The organism is Flavobacterium sharifuzzamanii (genome assembly GCF_003254585.1).
Taxonomy (GTDB): domain Bacteria; phylum Bacteroidota; class Bacteroidia; order Flavobacteriales; family Flavobacteriaceae; genus Flavobacterium; species Flavobacterium sharifuzzamanii.
The window spans coordinates 204,963-220,649 of sequence record NZ_QJGZ01000038.1 but is presented as its reverse complement, the minus strand read 5'-3'; the positions used below and the strand labels follow the sequence as shown (position 1 = coordinate 220,649).

The window sequence follows — 15,687 nt, the reverse complement described above, 5'->3', positions numbered from 1 at the left end:
AATTTTTATAAAATACTACACAACAGTACTTTAACCCGATTTTTTAGATAATTTTACTAAGCAAAAAAGGGTATATTTCCCCTTGTCGAAATTTTCTGATTCAGATAATTTTGTCCTGTAAACAAACTCAAAAAACTGTTAACTAAACATTTAAACCAATTAACAATAAAAAACTATGAAAAATCCACCTGCAAAACCTAGTCAATTGATTACTAAAGAATTTGCCAAACAATTAAATGCAAATTACAATAATAAAAGAGCTTCTCTTAGAGCTGGGATAGAGGAAAAAGAAGATGCTAATGCCATTTGGTATTCTCTAGAAGAATTAGAAAACTACATTCATTATATAAAAACTAATGGCGCAAAAGACGGTTACAATGTTGATGGAATCCGTTTTTATTTTGGAGTTTATCCTGAGGATGAAAAACATGGAGAGAAAGCAGGAATGACTACTTTATTTCTGGTTCCAACAGGCAAAAAGGCAGAAAATAACACGCAAGTCCAGCGCATGGCTTTAATGCAAGAAGCCTCTTCAGACCTACAAGACATTGAACCAATGAATTACGGAAACATTGGAAGACCACCAAGCCTAATTTACTAAAAAAATATGTTCGAATTTTTAAGATCTTATATCATTTATTTGGCTTTATTGTCAGGAATTATTGGTTTGTTTGCAATGCCAAAACTTCCTAGCAATAAAGCTAAATTTTTAGTACTTTTAATCTGGTTTTCTGTTGTAATAGAAATTGTAGGCTATTATTTTACCCAATGGACGGGTTTGCTGAATTTTCACGTCTATAATTTCTACATGTTTGCCAGCCTCTCTGCCTATATTTTACTTTTAAGAGCCCTACTTACTAAAAAAGATCACAGAATTTCGGCTGTACTTTTTTTAATTCTGTTTATTGTTTCCTTTTTCTTAAATATTTTATATTTCAAAGAAGACATTAACCGTTCTTTTACCTATAGTTTTGCAATTGGTGTATTATTAATTTTAATATTATCCTGCCTATACCTGATCGAGATATTCAACTCAGAAAAAATATTGAATTTTAAAAAATCGGTTTTTTTCTGGTACATTCTCGGCATACTGGTTTTTCATGTTCCGTTTACACCTTTTATGCTGGCTATCAATTGGTTTTTAATAAAACAAGATGATTCTATTTTTAGTTTAGTCGTCTTTATTTTAAATTTTCTGGCGCATAGCTGTTTTATAATCGGATTTATATGGAGCGAAAAGAAATACAACTATTAGTTATTTCCCTGGGTATTGTTTTCTTTACCCTGATCGTTATTTTGCTCGTTATTTTCTTCTATTTTTTAAAGAAAAAGAATAAGTTTTTAGTAGAAAAAATGGAAGCTGATTTATATTTCCAATCCGAATTGGTCAAAACAAGGATTGAGATAAAGGATCAGACTTTATGCGAAATCAGCAAAGAATTACACGATAATATTGGACAGATTATTTCGGTTGCTATTATGCAGCTTAATATCTGTATTAGCAGCAAGGATGTCCAAATGAACGAACTTAAAGATTTAAAAACTCTCCTCGCAAAATCTTTAGACGAATTACGAATTCTTTCGAGAATTATAAACAAAGACAATCTACTTCAAAATAACTTTCTCGAAGCTATTCAGCAGGATTTGGAGCGGATTAAAAAACTCAAAAAAATTAAATTCAATTTTAGCCAAATTGGAGCAGTTCCCACAATAAACAAAGAGCATGAACTCATTATTTATAGAATTTTCCAAGAAGCTCTCCACAACAGTTTAAAACACTCTAGAAGCGATTTATTTGATGTTCATATCGAAACTACTGATTCTCTTTTTACGTTGAAACTAAAAGACTTCGGAATTGGATATGACCTCGAAAAGTCAAATTCAGGAATCGGATTAAACAATATGAAATTAAGAGCCAAACTTATTGGCGCCGAATTAATTCTAAACTCAGACAGCACCGGAACCAGTGTAACCATCGAATATCCTTTACCCCTAAACCATGAAGACTAACTCTAAAAGAAAAATAATAATTGTAGACGATCATTTACTTTTTTCCCAGTCTCTTGAACTGTTGATTAAAAGTTTTGGCGATTATGAAGTTGTAGAACGTTTTGAAAACGGAAAAGTCTTTATAGACTATCTGGAAGAAACTAATCCTACTGAAATCGATCTTATTTTACTAGATGTCAATATGCCTGTTCTTGATGGATTAAGCACTATGCAATGGCTCAAAGACAATAGACCTGATCTAAAAGTAATTGCCTTATCTGTTAATGACGACGAAGAAATTATAATTAAAATGATTACAAATGGAGCAAAAGGCTATCTACTGAAAGACACTTCGCCTGAGATATTCAAAGAAGCAATTGAATGCGTCATCGAAAAGGGCTTTTATTTTACCGAACTTGTTTCTGGAATGCTGATTAATAAAGTTAACAGCGATAACAAAAAGATCTCTCTAAAAGAAAAAGAGATTGTTTTTATCAAACATGCCTGCACTGAAATGACGTATAAAGAAATCGCATCAGAAATGTGTTTGAGCCCTAAAACCATCGACGGATATAGAGAATCACTTTTTGATAAACTGGAAATAAAAACCCGAATCGGACTGGTACTTTATGCCATTAAGCATAAAATTGTTTTTGTTTAATACGTTAAAGCTGCAAAAACAGGATATGGCGCAATTTTTTCTCTTCCGTTAAGAAAAGTCAGTTCCATCAGGAAATTGCATTGCACGATTTCGCCACCTAGTTTTTCTACCAATTCGCAAACTGCTTTAGCCGTTCCTCCCGTAGCCAATACATCGTCATGGATTAAAACACGATCTCCTTTTTTGATGGCATCTGTATGCATTTCCAAGCTATCCGTTCCGTATTCTAACTCGTAGGAAGCAGAAATCGTATCAAACGGAAGCTTTTTTGGTTTACGAACAGGAACAAATCCAGCATTTAATTCTTGAGCAAGCAACATTCCGAAGAAAAAACCGCGACTTTCTGCTCCAACAACCTTATCAATTTTCTGGCCTTTTAAAGAATCTAGTAAAATTTTGAGACAATTTGTTCGCGCTTCTGGGTTAATTAGTAAAGGTGTGATATCTTTAAATAAAATTCCTTCTTTTGGAAATCCCTGAATATCACGTATATAATTTTCAAACTGCATTTTTTTTTAATTTTATGTTATTTTTCCCTTGTTTATCTCACATTTATGTCTATCTTTGCACCCGCAATAAGCAATCAACAAAGCTACAAAAAAATAGCTAATTGATAACAAAAAGGCCTCGTGGCGCAACTGAATAGCGCATCTGATTACGGCTCAGAAGGTTACAGGTTTGAATCCTGTCGAGGTCACTAAAATTAAAATCCCATTTCTAGCGAAATGGGATTTTTTTTATTCAAAATTCAAGATCCTCTTAGCAAAAGCTTTCTTTTCACTTCGGGAAGCTTTTTTTTCATTCGCAATTATTTAAAAATATTCAGTTCTTCATTATAAACAGGACTTTCTATATTTAGAAAATTTAAAACACTATGAAACACATGATTTTGTGATACTGTTTCATTTGCTTTAAGCTGTTTTGAATTATCTGATACCCAAACTATAAAAGGAATTTCATATTGTTCTTTAGGAGCAATACTTAAAGGCACGCCATGCATATACAAGTTCTTTTCTCCTAAAGATTCTCCATGATCGGAAACAAAAATCATAGTGCTTTTATATTCCTTTAATTCTTTTAAATCATCAATAATTTTAGAAAGAATATAATCGGTATAAACGATCGTATTATCATAGGCATTCATCAATTCCTGCTGGGAACATTTACCCAATTCGACACTGTTACAAACAGGTTTAAAAGACTCAAATCTAGATGGATATTTCTTGCTGTACAAAGGGCCATGACTTGTACTTGTATGTAATACAATTAATACTTTATTCTTTTTACTATGTAATATCTGTTCTTTCAGTCCTGTAAGCAAAATTTCATCATAATTGCATCCTTCTCCTTGGCAGTCCTTCATCAAATATTCCTTATTTTGATAGTTTTTTATATGAACAGGAGGCTCTCCCCAGTTTGTTGTCCTCCAAATCACTTCTACATTATTCCTGTAAAGATAATTTGGAAGAATCTCATACAAATCATCAGAATTGGCATGTTCTAAAATACACTTAACACCTGCTGTTGTATAGGTTGCACATGACGAAGCTTCAAAATGAAACAGGTTCTTTTCTGCAGACAAAAGCGGATTAGTATTCTTATTGTAACCATAAAGAGAAAAATTCTGTCTTCTCGCCGATTCACCAATAACCAAAACAACAACCGATTTCTGATTATCTTTTATAGTAGCTTTTGGGAGTAAAATTTCTTTTTCATTCTTTTTGTGTTTGTGAATGTAAAAAAGCGAAATGTTTACCGAATAAGACCATGGCATTGCAAGTCCGCCTAATTTCTTGGAGTTTTTGTCAATCCAAAGCCAATTGCTTGCGTTTGCGAAAACTAAAACAGCAATAAATAGTAAGGTAAGTGAGGAAAGACTTAAAAATTTTCGCAATGAATCTTTTACAATTTGTGCTTTTATAATGAAGATTGCAGGAATAACACCCAGAAAAATAATGTAAAGAACCAATTTAACTGAGAAAAAACTGCGAGATTCTTCATAATTGGTATTCAGGATATTGCCAATCATGCTTTCGTCTATTATAACACTGTAAGTATTAATAAAATAAAGCGCAGTAGAATTAATCAAAAAGAAAATCGTCAGTAAAAATTTTCCAAGATTACGAGAAAGAGAAAAAAACAAATAAAAAACAAAAGCATTCAAAACCAGCATTAGTATTATTAAGCTGATAATCAAAATCACTCCATTAAAACTTCTGTAATCAACATTATCAAAAACATAGCTATAGAATGGCAAGTGAAAGAATAAAAAATTCAAAAAACTCATCAGTAAAACAAAATGAGTAAGTCGCAGGTTATTTTTTAACATAGATATAAATGATTAAAAACAATGATACAGCCATGCAATTAAAACGTAATAAAGAAACACTATATTCTCAGAAAACATCCTGCAGATCAACAAAATGCAACATCCCAAAAACAACAGCATAAAAATAGGATAATATTCTTTGCTGTTAATCCATGCCCATAATAAATCCATATAATAAAATCGATAATACTGTAAAATATAGTTATCGAATGTCTCGAAGGTAAATTATTATGTCCGCAAACAGCTTTGTATACGATATAAAACTATCAGTATTCTCATTCTTGATTAGAACAATGCGTTTGCAAATGGAATAATTTACAATAGCTCCTTTATTATCAGATTGTATTTATTTCAACCCTCTAAAAAAGAATTATCATCCTTTCTTTACAAATATTTAACTTTAAATACATTAAAACAGGTATTTTTACGCTAAATTCTTACATTATCTGTTTCTAATTTTACTACAGAAAAATAAGCCTTATCAGCCCCACTATTGTACAACACTTTCTGTACACCATACAACTTCCCAATTCAAGCCTTAAAAATAGAATCCTAAGTCCTTTTTATGAAATAGGATTGGCTTCTTAGAACCATACAAATAAGACTAACATTTAAATAAACTAATATTATGGAATCAAAAAATTTAAACGAGCAAGAGGACGTTGCTGTAATCAGTGACGCAAACAGCAATTTTCAATTTAGAACACCAGCTGGTATTCAGGATTTTCAATCTGATCCTTCGAAGCAAACTGCAATGAATCAACTGTGGAGTGCGAATCTGGATGAATTTACACAACAGGGTATGTTAAGCAATCCGTGGAATTCTACTAATACTCCAGCAGTCACAAATTATTACAATCCAGTAAAAAACAATCCTAAAAGTGTTGTAAATAATGTTACATGGTCTGCGTTTCCGGGAAGATTGGCTTTTAATTTTCCTGCTGCCTCGCAAGATCAATTAAACCAAATGGCAGATACTGGTAATATGATATCGCTAATTAATAATAATCCATGCGGCACTCCTACTGAAACTATTCCTTATTTTCCGTATGGTCCAAGAGGTTGGCAAGATGAATACTGCGAATGGGCAGTAACTCGAAATGCTCAAAATAAAATTACACGCATTGATTTTACTTGTGAAAATCCAGAATATTGGAACAGCCTTTGGATTATTGACCCGAACAAAGTGCTATCGCTTTATCAATCTATATTAAATAAACCTCAAATCACTTTAGAAGATTTAAGTTTACCGGGCGCTGTAAACCCTGCTACAGGAGGACCAATCTACAATCCGTTGAATAAATGGAACTCTGGACCTGTATCAAATGCCAATTTGGGAGGTGCAATACATTTAACCAGCACGCCTAACACTTTACAGACAGAAATAGGACTGGCTACTGCGGCAACAGTACAGCGCAATAATCCTTCAGGAACAACAGGAAACACTATATGGCCTTCAAGGTTATATAACAACTTATTGTGCGATGCCCAATATGGACAGAAAAACCGAAATAGTGACCCTAATATTGGTGGTACTGTAAACAATCTTGTTACTGGTAATGTACTAATTCCAACTTTAGGCCCACAGGTAGCTACTCTAGCAGATCCGCCAGGACTTTATATTCAAATGCCTGATTTTACTCATTATGAAACTCCTGATGGCACAAATGCTGCTACATTCTGGAAAATTGCACGAGGATCTGAAACCTTGAATGATCAATATGGTAATCCGATGCCGGGTAATTTTATATTGCATGCTGTGTTTGAAGTTCCTGCAGACAAAAACTATACTATCAGCGATATAACGATAAGCAATAAAAAGATTGATTGGGCATCTCAAGTAGCATCAACTTTTAAAATGCAAATTGTTGCCAGTAGTTACGATAGTCCAACAACTCCTAAAGGTTATGATGCTGTGGGCACTCCTAGCGTTACTTTTGCTCAGCCCTTACAGCTTTTCTATCAGGATTACTTTAATGCCATGTACAAAACCAGCGTTCCTAATCCTGTTAATCATCCAATTTCTCTTTTAAGCAACAGTACCTTTATTCCGCCAACGATATTTAATTCGACAAACGGAGCCAATATGGTATTGATTTGCGATACGTGCACTGCAAGTCCAGGCGATCCTAGTACTTATCCGTCTGTAACTTTTGATGATCCTAACATTACAGCTGTTGTAAATTCTGTTCAAAACGATATAACTTATGCTGTACCAGGAAACAGTATGCCTGGTACTTATACTGCTTTGTTCATTAGCGTTAGTGTCGGTTCAAATGCCGCTGCCGGTCCTCATGGAGTGTTCATCACTAATCCTGGACAACAGCAAAAACCTGCAATGCCTGGATTGCTTGTTGTATCACCTACAACTATACAAGCTAATGTTAAATGGCAAAATACTGGCGTTATTGTACAGTCAGGAACTTCTGTAAATGTTGCTTATCAAAGTGGTCTTTGGACAGCAAATCCAAATGACAATGGCGGACAATTGTATAATGCTTCGGGAAATCCATACTTTATTGCTGCTAAGACAGGCTACACGATGCCGGGACAAAATGAAGGTTCACTTATAGGAAAAATAGGCAACTCTGTATTCTTTATCGGTATGGGAACTACGGTACCCGCTAACCTTCAAGGCGAATTACAACTATGCATTAATGATGATTTAAATGGTATCTACGGAGTTGGTTTTGCAGATAACATTGGCTCTATAACGGTAAAAATTACAGTTGGATAATCATTACTGAATCTACTAATATGGGGGGAAATGCAGGTCATATACTTCAAACCTTACAATTTCCCCTTTCTATTTCATTTAAATACTAAAACAATGAATTTAAAAACTACTTTATCTAAAAAAATGTTTTGGATAGGTCTTGTCATAATTCCATTGGCTGTTATAGCTTCTAAATCAGCACTTGGAAATGCAGAATCCAATTATTTATTGATTCCTTCATCACAAACCAATACTTGTAATTGTTATTCTTCAAGTTTACCAAGCAGTATACTTCCTATTACATTCAACAATATAGTTCCAGCTGATTTATTATCATTTAATCAACCACTAGCAAATTGTTTTGCATGGAAGGAATTTATTGCACTCAATTGGCCCACTAATCCTAATGCCAGTTTTGGAGCTCCAAACGATTTTACCTTTGTGCAATGGGAAACCTATATGCCAAGAGAAGTACTATTTCCTGATGATGGATCAAAACCGCCAGCTTGGGGAACATTGGTATCAGATGAATATAGCAGTCTTTTCAAATCGCAAAAACTTCTGCTGAAGAAAACACAGACCAAACTGCTTACATTTGTCAGTAAAATTGAAGAAAATGATGCCGAAGTAAATTTTAGTCCCAATCAAGCCGAACCATTTAACAAGCCAAGCTGGCTAGGTGCGCAAAACAGCACAAATTTGTGGTATGAAATTATGCTCAATAAAGACTATTATGATTTTATCGTTAAAAAAGGATTCTACAATGCAATAGTACAGCACGACACTGTAAAACTAAACCAGCCCATTAATTTTCCTCAAGGTGACTATAGTACTGGATTTGTTGGTGCAATTGAATTAAAAGCAGCATGGATGGAAGTTACGGATGTAAAATCTCCCAAATGGCAAAGGTATAAATTGTCAAATGCTACAGTATTGGATCCTATTACAAAAAAGCTTAGAAATACTGTAGTGGCACTTGTAGGGCTTCATATATTGCATAAAACACAAAATCAGCCTACATGGGTATGGGCTACTTTCGAACAGATTGACAATACTCCTGATCAAAGTAATTTAAATGGTGCGCCTCCATCTCAATATGGGTATAATTTTTACAATCCAAATTGCAAAAATCAAAATGTAACTATTAAAACACCTACCGGAGATTCTACAAAAGTCGTCACTTGCAAGCCAAATACACCTCCTCCTTATTATCTCAATCAAGCTGGTCCAGTACCTACACAATCTACACGGATAAACAAAATCGATCCAATTGATGCAGCCCCTATCAATGCGCTAATGCAACAAAATATACGAAAGTTTTATCCTAATTCCGTTTGGCAATATTATCAGTTAGTAGATGTAATCTGGTCACAAAGTTTTCAGCAAGATCCAACTACTGCAATTCCTGCGCCAAGAAAGATAAATAATTCATCAATGACTAGCGGAGCTTCTATTGTAGCCAATTCAACAATGGAAACCTATGTGCAATCGACAAAAACCTGCTTTAATTGCCATGTACATTCCACAATAGCTCCATATCCTGGAGACTCTGTAAACAATAATAAATTTGCTGATTTTAGTTTTGCCATCTCTTTTGCAAAATATCCGTCATCAAAAGAAAATCAAAAGAAAAAGTCGATTAAAAAATAACCGACTGTATTTGTATTCATGAATGAGAAAAGCTGCCTCAATTTGAGACAGCTTTTTTTATTAAAAGATGCTTAATATTACTTTAGCCCTAAAATCCAATAAGGCATGAGAACTTTTAAAAGGAAGTTTAGAAAAAATTTTACTATACCATTTTATAGATGAAATTAAAATCTTTCTATCATAAAATAAGCTAATTCCTCTTCGTTTCTTATCAAATTATTCAATCGTTTAAATCCGACCTTTTGCAATACATTTTGCGAACCGATGTTGTCAAGATCTGTTATTGCCACAACTTCTTTCTTATCTGTATTTTCAAAACTATAATGCATAATAGCATTACATACTTCTGTAGCAATGCCTTTTCCCCAATAATCCCTGCTTAGTACATATCCAATCTCTATTTGGTTGGTGTTGTGCACAAAAATTCGGGCAACACACATTCCTATAAAATCATTATCTATAGCATTAAATATAGCCCATCGACTAAGATTTTTCTTTTCATAGTTTTCAAGCAGTTCATTAAACATTTCGATATATCTTTCTGGCGAAGTATCGGGAAGATATTTTGTAACTTCGTTATCTTTAAAAAGGCTTAAAAATGTTTGCTGCTCTTGAGGTAAGAATTCGCGAATAATTATTTTTGGGCTTTGATACAGAATATTCATTGCTTGTTAGGTTAAATAATTTAGAATATTTTCTAAATTGATATTAGTTCTTTTCTTGTAAATACAACCAAATTTACAGAAAATAAGTAGAGCAACCTGAAGTAATCTTATGATTTTATAATTACCACAATTTCTTTAAATCCTTTTGCCTGCGCATGCTGTAGCGGAGTTATTCCATCATGGTCAGGTATATCCATTCTTGATCCTGCGTCTTTTAAAATCTGAACAATCTGTTGGTATTTTAAACTTCCGTCTCCCAACACAATAGCCTCCATTAAAGCAGTCCAACCTAAACGGTTAACATGATCAATTGGAAAGTTTTTAGTGTTTGCAAGCAATCTAACTGTTTCTACATGGCCACGTTCGCATGCGGGTATAAGTGCCGATCCGTTGTAGCGATTGAAGATATCGAAGCGTGCGCCATTGTTCAAAAATAAACGTACCAGTTCTGTCTGTCCGCTTGCGCCCGCATACAAAAAAGGGCTGTCCCTGTTTTCTGCCTGTTGATTCACATCTGCCTTATATTTTACTAAGATCTTTGCCATTTCTATCTGCTTACCCATTGTCGCAATTAGCAACAGAGAACGCTTATTATTATCAACAGCATTTACATTTGCTCCATTTTCTAAAGCTTTCGAAACCCCAGAAATATCATTCTGTTGTACTAGCTGCAGAATATCTTTTTGCATAATTTCATTTTTTTTTAAAGCCCAAACTGACTCACAAGAACCAATAGGCATTATTAGTATTAATAAAAGAATTATAGTTTTTTTCATAATCAAATAAATTAGAAAACGATATTCCCTTTGTAAATCAGAGATTTTATTGGCGATATGCGAGAAACTGCTTCTGCAGAACAACTGGCATCAACAAGTACCAGATCGGCAGTATCACCTTCTTTTGGCCATTGCTGTACACCTTTGTCATCTAACGGAATGGGGCCTGCTGTTGCCAGTTTTAGCATTCTAGACAATCCGAATTCAGAAACCTGTCCGTATAATTGCGACGCTAAATTGGCTTTCTGCAATACGCTTCCAGTTCCCATAGTGCTCCAATAATCTACAATACTGTCATTTCCTGTCATAACATTTACTCCGTGTTTTAATAATGTTGGAATTGGCATAATCGTACCGCCAAAAGGTATTGTAGAAATAATCCCCACTTATGCAGCTGCCAACTGTTCCGCAATTGTTTCCTGTTTGACTTTATCTAAAGCAGCAAGAGCAAAGGCATGACTAACGAAGGTTTTTCCTTTTAAAACTGGGTTTTCATTTACTTTGCCAATTAAGTATTCGATAGTATCAAGACCTGATTTTCCTGATTCATGTAAATGGATGTCAATTCCTTTATTATTGTCCAGAGCGAGCTGAATCGTTGTATCCATCGTTTTTTGAATTGAACCGTCCACATTTGTAGGATCTAAGCCTCCAATAAAATCAATATCCATTTTTGCAGCTTCCTTCATATAAGGAAGTGAGTCTGTATTGTACAAACCATGTTGGGGAAAAGCTACTAACTCTGCTCCAAAACTATTCTTTTTGTTTGCTAGCGCAATTTGAAGATTTTTAAGTGAATCCAGTTTAGATGTAGGCTCAATATTGACGTGGCTGCGCGCAAATCCTGTTCCGTGCGACTGCAATAGTTCGATGAGTTTTTCTGCTTTATAAGTAGAGTTTTTTAGCATATCGGGCAATGTTTTCTGTTCCAGCGCAATCATTCCTTTTATTCCTCCTGAACGACGTACTGCACGCCATTTTTCAGCATACAAAGTTTTATCCAAATGAATGTGCATGTCTCTAAAAGACGGCAACATTAGCATTCCCTTTGCATCTATTTCTTCCTTACCAGTCGCTTTAGAACTGATTCTCTTTATTTTACCATTCTCAATTTCTACAGAAAAAAGTCCAGTCTTAGTTGCCACAACTTCTTCTCCTTCAAATTCAAAACCAGTTTCCAGACGAACATTTTTCAAAACATAAGAATTTCCCAATGCTGTTGTCTGATCTTTCTGCAAATGACTATTTTGCCCTTGTAGTATTGATGGCATAAAGGCAATACCTGCCAAACCTAATCCAGAATTCTTTAGAAAATCTTTACGTGAAATACCTCGCTTGTCCATATTCATTTTTATTTAATTAAGAGCTTTCTTTATTTTAACAAAAAAACAAGATAGCGTTTTTCAAATGTACAGATTTGCAAACCAGAAAACTTGCATGATTCCTACGGCAACTTGAAGAATTTATCTTTTTTTCCGAAATTCAGTTGGCGATATTCCTATATGGCTTTTAAAAAAATTAGAGAAGTAAGCATGGTCTACAAAGCCCAACTCAAAAGTAATTTGTTTTATGGATAAATCGGCACTTTCCAGTAACCTTTTAGCTTCTGTTTCCACACGTTGCTGTATGAGCTGTGTAGCAGATATTTTAAGATGCTTTTTACAGAGGACATTCAAGTAATTAGCAGAAATATTTAACTTGGCAGCATAAAATGCCACAGATTTCTCCTGCTTGAAGAATTCATCTATCAGCATATTGAAAGCTGCTAATCGAGAATTGGACTGATATACTTTAAATTCAGTAAAAGCATATTCTGCTTCTCTACTAATAATGGATGCTATAACTGCTGCACGAGCATTAATCAGATAAGTCAGGAAATCTGGCCGTTTCAGCTCATTTTTGATTGCATCAAATTCATAATGCAACAGTTCAAAAGCAGTTTGGGATAATTGTATAACAGGATGATTCTGGTAATTGGTAAAAGAAAATCTAAAATATGGAGCAAATCTTTCAAAAAAACTTTGTTCAATCATAAGCTGATAACCTATTGTTCCTTCCTTTATGTCCCATTTGTGCATTTGTCCCGGAAATAATACATGGACCTGATAATCACCAATAGGATAATCTATAGAATCAATTGAATGAACTCCATTTGCCTTTTCGAATAAACTAATAGTAAAAAAATCATGTGAGTGAGGTTTTTCAATAATTCTTGCTCCATGGAGATCATTAAATAAAATCTCTACGTTGCCTGCGAATTGGTCATCTCTAAATTCCTGTATACCGATCACTGATACAGAATGTTTTCTTTCAGGTTTATCCATAATAAAAAAGTGAATTTTTTATGAAGCTTTTACATAAAAAAAATCGGCTCAAAAGCATTAAATAAACAGCAAAATTTATAAAAAACAATAAAAGTATAAATTCCTCCCATAGACTACTAATTATGATTTGTTCTTTTTATCACTTTCAAGACTTTATTGCCTTTACACAAGAACCTCTAAATTATCTATAATTTTATTATAATTAGAATTCCAGCTAGCAGAAAATAACTTAAATTAGTGCTTCATTTTTTAGCTGCATATCTGATTTTAAGATTAATTATAATCCCATATTAAGACCTACACATTTGCATCTGCAGCTAATAGCACAAAATTAGGTTTCAATGAAAAACAACCCTAAATTAATTAGTAATTATGAGTACAAGAAGTTTTTTCTTCCAGATATATCTACTCACAATCTATTTAATAATTCGAATGTACAATTGTATCGAATTGAAAAATATTTAAAAAAAATCGTAATTCCTGTTAACCCTTATCAAACGACTTTTAACTTTCTGATTTTTGTAACAAAAGGATTTGTAAAACAGCAGCTAGAAACATCTGTTTTTGAAATTAATGCTAATCAAGCGCTTAGTATTAAACAAGGAAATTTTACGGCAACCTTAGAATTGTCAGATGATGTCGAAGGTTTTTTTGTTATCTATGAAAATGAGGTCATTACTGAAATTTCATTAACAACAGGAGATTTAAACTTCTTTTACACTTCGCCTTTCTCTATTTTAAATCCTAATAAAATTAACTGGCTTATTCGTTTATTTGAATTACTGGAAGAAGAATTAAACCAAACTGAACATATTAATGCAATCACTACATCACTTCTTCAATCTGCGTTATTAAAAATTATACGAACAGAAAATACTACGAACAAATCACTCAGTCGTGCAAGCTTTATCTCTTTCCAGTTTAGAGAATTGGTTCAGAAAAACCATATTCAACATAAAAACATCGATTATTACTCCAATCTATTAAAAATATCAGATAATTATTTGAACAAATGCGTCAAAGAAACCACTGGAAAGGCGCCAAAACAGTGGATAAACGAAATTACTATACAACATAGCCAAATTCTTTTGCAAGATAATTCAAAAGAAATAGCAGAAATAGCATTTGAATTGCATTTTCAATCGCCTTCGTATTTTTCTCGCATGTTTAAAAAAGTGACAGGAGAGTCTCCTTCTGAATATCGATCACAATTTTTAAAACATTAAAATTTGCAATTCATTCAAAAAAACGAAAACGCTTAAACAGGATGTTTAAAAATCCTGTTATAAGCGTTTTTTGTCTAAAAAAGACTCTACTTAAAAAATGTAACTTTTAATTAGTTAATTAAGCTGGTGTACCTTCACTATTAGAAACAACAGCATCAATTTGGATTAAAGCATCCACAGGAATTGCCGAAACTCCAATTACCGTTCTTGCAGGCAGATCTCCGTTGAAAAATGAAGTATAAATTTCGTTTACAGCAGCAATATCAGCCACATTTTTAAGCTGAATGTTTATTTTAACAATATCATCCATTTTGTGGTCTATACTTTCTACAATTGCTTTGATATTGTTTAAACATTGTGCAGCCTGTTCTTTAATTCCGCTTCCAACTATTTGATTGTTTTCTGGAACCAAAGGCAATTGACCTGAAATATGATTGTAATGTGAATAAGCAACTGTGTGTGAATATGGAACTTTTGGTGCGTTTTCTGTGTTATTTGCTTCAATAACTAAAAAACGTGCATCTTCTGGAAGTTGCGGAGGTGTCCCGTCACCATGAGAAACTGCAGTATCTATTTGAACTAAAGCTCCTAATGGCAAAGCTGAAGCGCTAACAATTGTTCTAGCTGGAACATAGTTTGGGAAGAATTTTGCTAAAACTTCGTTTACAACCTCAGCATCTGAAATATCTTTAAGAAAAATAGTAGTTTTAACCACATCATTCATAACGTGTCCAATGCTTTCTAAAATAGCTTTAATATTTTCTAAACATTGTTCAGTCTGTTCTTTTATGCCACCTGCAACAATTTTACCAGATTGTGGATCGATAGGCAATTGTGCAGAAATATTGCTATAGTGAGAAAACGCTACGTTATGTGCGTGTATGCTCTTTGGTGCATTTTCTGTATTTCTGGTTACTTTAACAAGATCTAAAGCTTTTTGCGGAGTTGTTCCCTCGCCGTTTGAAATAAGTGCATCGATTTGAATTAAAGCCCCTTCTAGTGGCAGAGCTTCTACAGCAACCGTTGTACGAGTTGGAAAATTGCTTTTAAAGAATGTTTTGTACACTTCGTCTACTGCTTCTATATCAGAAATATTTTTTAAGAAAACAGTTAGTTTTACTGCATCATCCATAACATGGCCAATGCTTTCTACAATTGCTTGAATATTGGTCAAGCATTGTTTTGCCTGCTCTTTAATACCGCCACTAACAATTTCTCCCGTTTTAGGATCGATAGGCAATTGCGCCGAAAAATTGTTGTAATGAGAAAACGCTACAGTTTGCGTTGAAAATGGGCTTTTTGGCGCATTTTCTGTGTTTCTCGAGTTCTTTTTAATTTCGCTCATAATTTA

The 15,687-nt window shown here is 33.7% G+C and carries 13 protein-coding genes, 1 tRNA gene and 1 pseudogene; 8 read left to right on the top strand and 7 right to left on the bottom strand.

Going from position 1 to position 15,687, the window contains the following annotated elements; translation table 11 throughout:
* Positions 1–175: 175 nt before the first annotated feature.
* The 4 genes from DMA14_RS11610 to DMA14_RS11595 all read left to right on the top strand — a co-directional run bounded on the left by DMA14_RS11610 (position 176) and on the right by DMA14_RS11595 (position 2,650).
* Complete coding sequence (locus DMA14_RS11610; RefSeq protein WP_111424827.1) at positions 176–601, top strand: hypothetical protein; 426 nt, start codon at positions 176–178, stop codon at positions 599–601.
* A gap of 6 nt (positions 602–607) precedes the next feature.
* Entirely contained in the window at positions 608–1,255 is a 648-nt protein-coding gene (locus DMA14_RS11605; RefSeq protein WP_111424826.1) for a hypothetical protein, read from the top strand.
* 98 nt (positions 1,256–1,353) lie between these two features.
* On the top strand, positions 1,354–2,010 hold the full coding sequence (locus DMA14_RS11600; protein WP_238989961.1) for a sensor histidine kinase: 657 nt from the start codon (positions 1,354–1,356) through the stop codon (positions 2,008–2,010).
* Complete coding sequence (locus tag DMA14_RS11595; RefSeq protein ID WP_111424824.1) at positions 2,000–2,650, top strand: response regulator transcription factor; 651 nt, start codon at positions 2,000–2,002, stop codon at positions 2,648–2,650. Before DMA14_RS11600 ends, DMA14_RS11595 begins: the two co-directional genes overlap by 11 nt.
* Here DMA14_RS11595 and DMA14_RS11590 read toward each other — a convergent pair.
* Positions 2,647–3,159: an adenine phosphoribosyltransferase gene (locus DMA14_RS11590; RefSeq protein ID WP_111424823.1), complete on the bottom strand. Its 513-nt coding sequence runs from the start codon at positions 3,157–3,159 to the stop codon at positions 2,647–2,649. The two genes, DMA14_RS11595 and DMA14_RS11590, sit on opposite strands and share 4 nt — an antisense overlap.
* A gap of 114 nt (positions 3,160–3,273) precedes the next feature.
* Between DMA14_RS11590 and DMA14_RS11585 the strand changes: the two genes are divergently transcribed.
* Positions 3,274–3,347: transfer RNA gene (locus DMA14_RS11585), tRNA-Arg, on the top strand.
* A 111-nt stretch (positions 3,348–3,458) separates the two neighbouring features.
* On the opposite strand, the gene eptA is transcribed toward DMA14_RS11585, so the two are convergent.
* Positions 3,459–4,979: a phosphoethanolamine--lipid A transferase EptA gene (gene eptA, locus DMA14_RS11580; RefSeq protein ID WP_111424822.1), complete on the bottom strand. Its 1,521-nt coding sequence runs from the start codon at positions 4,977–4,979 to the stop codon at positions 3,459–3,461.
* A 628-nt stretch (positions 4,980–5,607) separates the two neighbouring features.
* Between eptA and DMA14_RS11575 the strand changes: the two genes are divergently transcribed.
* Positions 5,608–7,716, top strand: coding sequence for a hypothetical protein (locus DMA14_RS11575; RefSeq protein ID WP_203418294.1), 2,109 nt, complete (start codon positions 5,608–5,610; stop codon positions 7,714–7,716).
* Between the two features lie 93 nt (positions 7,717–7,809).
* The gene (locus DMA14_RS11570) at positions 7,810–9,345 is read left to right on the top strand and encodes a cytochrome c family protein (protein WP_111424821.1); all 1,536 of its coding nucleotides are present in this window, start codon (positions 7,810–7,812) and stop codon (positions 9,343–9,345) included.
* Positions 9,346–9,509: 164 nt separating this feature from the next.
* On the opposite strand, the gene DMA14_RS11565 is transcribed toward DMA14_RS11570, so the two are convergent.
* The 4 genes and pseudogenes from DMA14_RS11565 to DMA14_RS11550 form a co-directional block, all read right to left on the bottom strand.
* Positions 9,510–10,010 (bottom strand): GNAT family N-acetyltransferase, encoded by a 501-nt coding sequence (locus DMA14_RS11565; RefSeq protein ID WP_111424820.1) that lies wholly within the window; start codon positions 10,008–10,010, stop codon positions 9,510–9,512.
* Positions 10,011–10,117: 107 nt separating this feature from the next.
* Positions 10,118–10,786 (bottom strand): ankyrin repeat domain-containing protein, encoded by a 669-nt coding sequence (locus tag DMA14_RS11560; RefSeq protein ID WP_238989960.1) that lies wholly within the window; start codon positions 10,784–10,786, stop codon positions 10,118–10,120.
* Between the two features lie 11 nt (positions 10,787–10,797).
* Positions 10,798–12,129 (bottom strand): annotated as a pseudogene (locus DMA14_RS11555) (amidohydrolase).
* A 120-nt stretch (positions 12,130–12,249) separates the two neighbouring features.
* A complete protein-coding gene (locus tag DMA14_RS11550) occupies positions 12,250–13,110 on the bottom strand; it encodes an AraC family transcriptional regulator (protein WP_111424819.1) in 861 nt (286 codons plus the stop codon).
* Between the two features lie 341 nt (positions 13,111–13,451).
* Between DMA14_RS11550 and DMA14_RS11545 the strand changes: the two genes are divergently transcribed.
* Positions 13,452–14,336 carry a helix-turn-helix domain-containing protein gene (locus DMA14_RS11545; protein ID WP_111424818.1) on the top strand — a complete coding sequence of 295 codons (885 nt, stop codon included), beginning with the start codon at positions 13,452–13,454 and terminating at the stop codon, positions 14,334–14,336.
* 118 nt (positions 14,337–14,454) lie between these two features.
* Here the strand turns inward: DMA14_RS11545 and DMA14_RS11540 are convergent, their stop codons facing one another.
* Positions 14,455–15,681: a RidA family protein gene (locus tag DMA14_RS11540; RefSeq protein ID WP_238989959.1), complete on the bottom strand. Its 1,227-nt coding sequence runs from the start codon at positions 15,679–15,681 to the stop codon at positions 14,455–14,457.
* Positions 15,682–15,687: the final 6 nt, after the last annotated feature.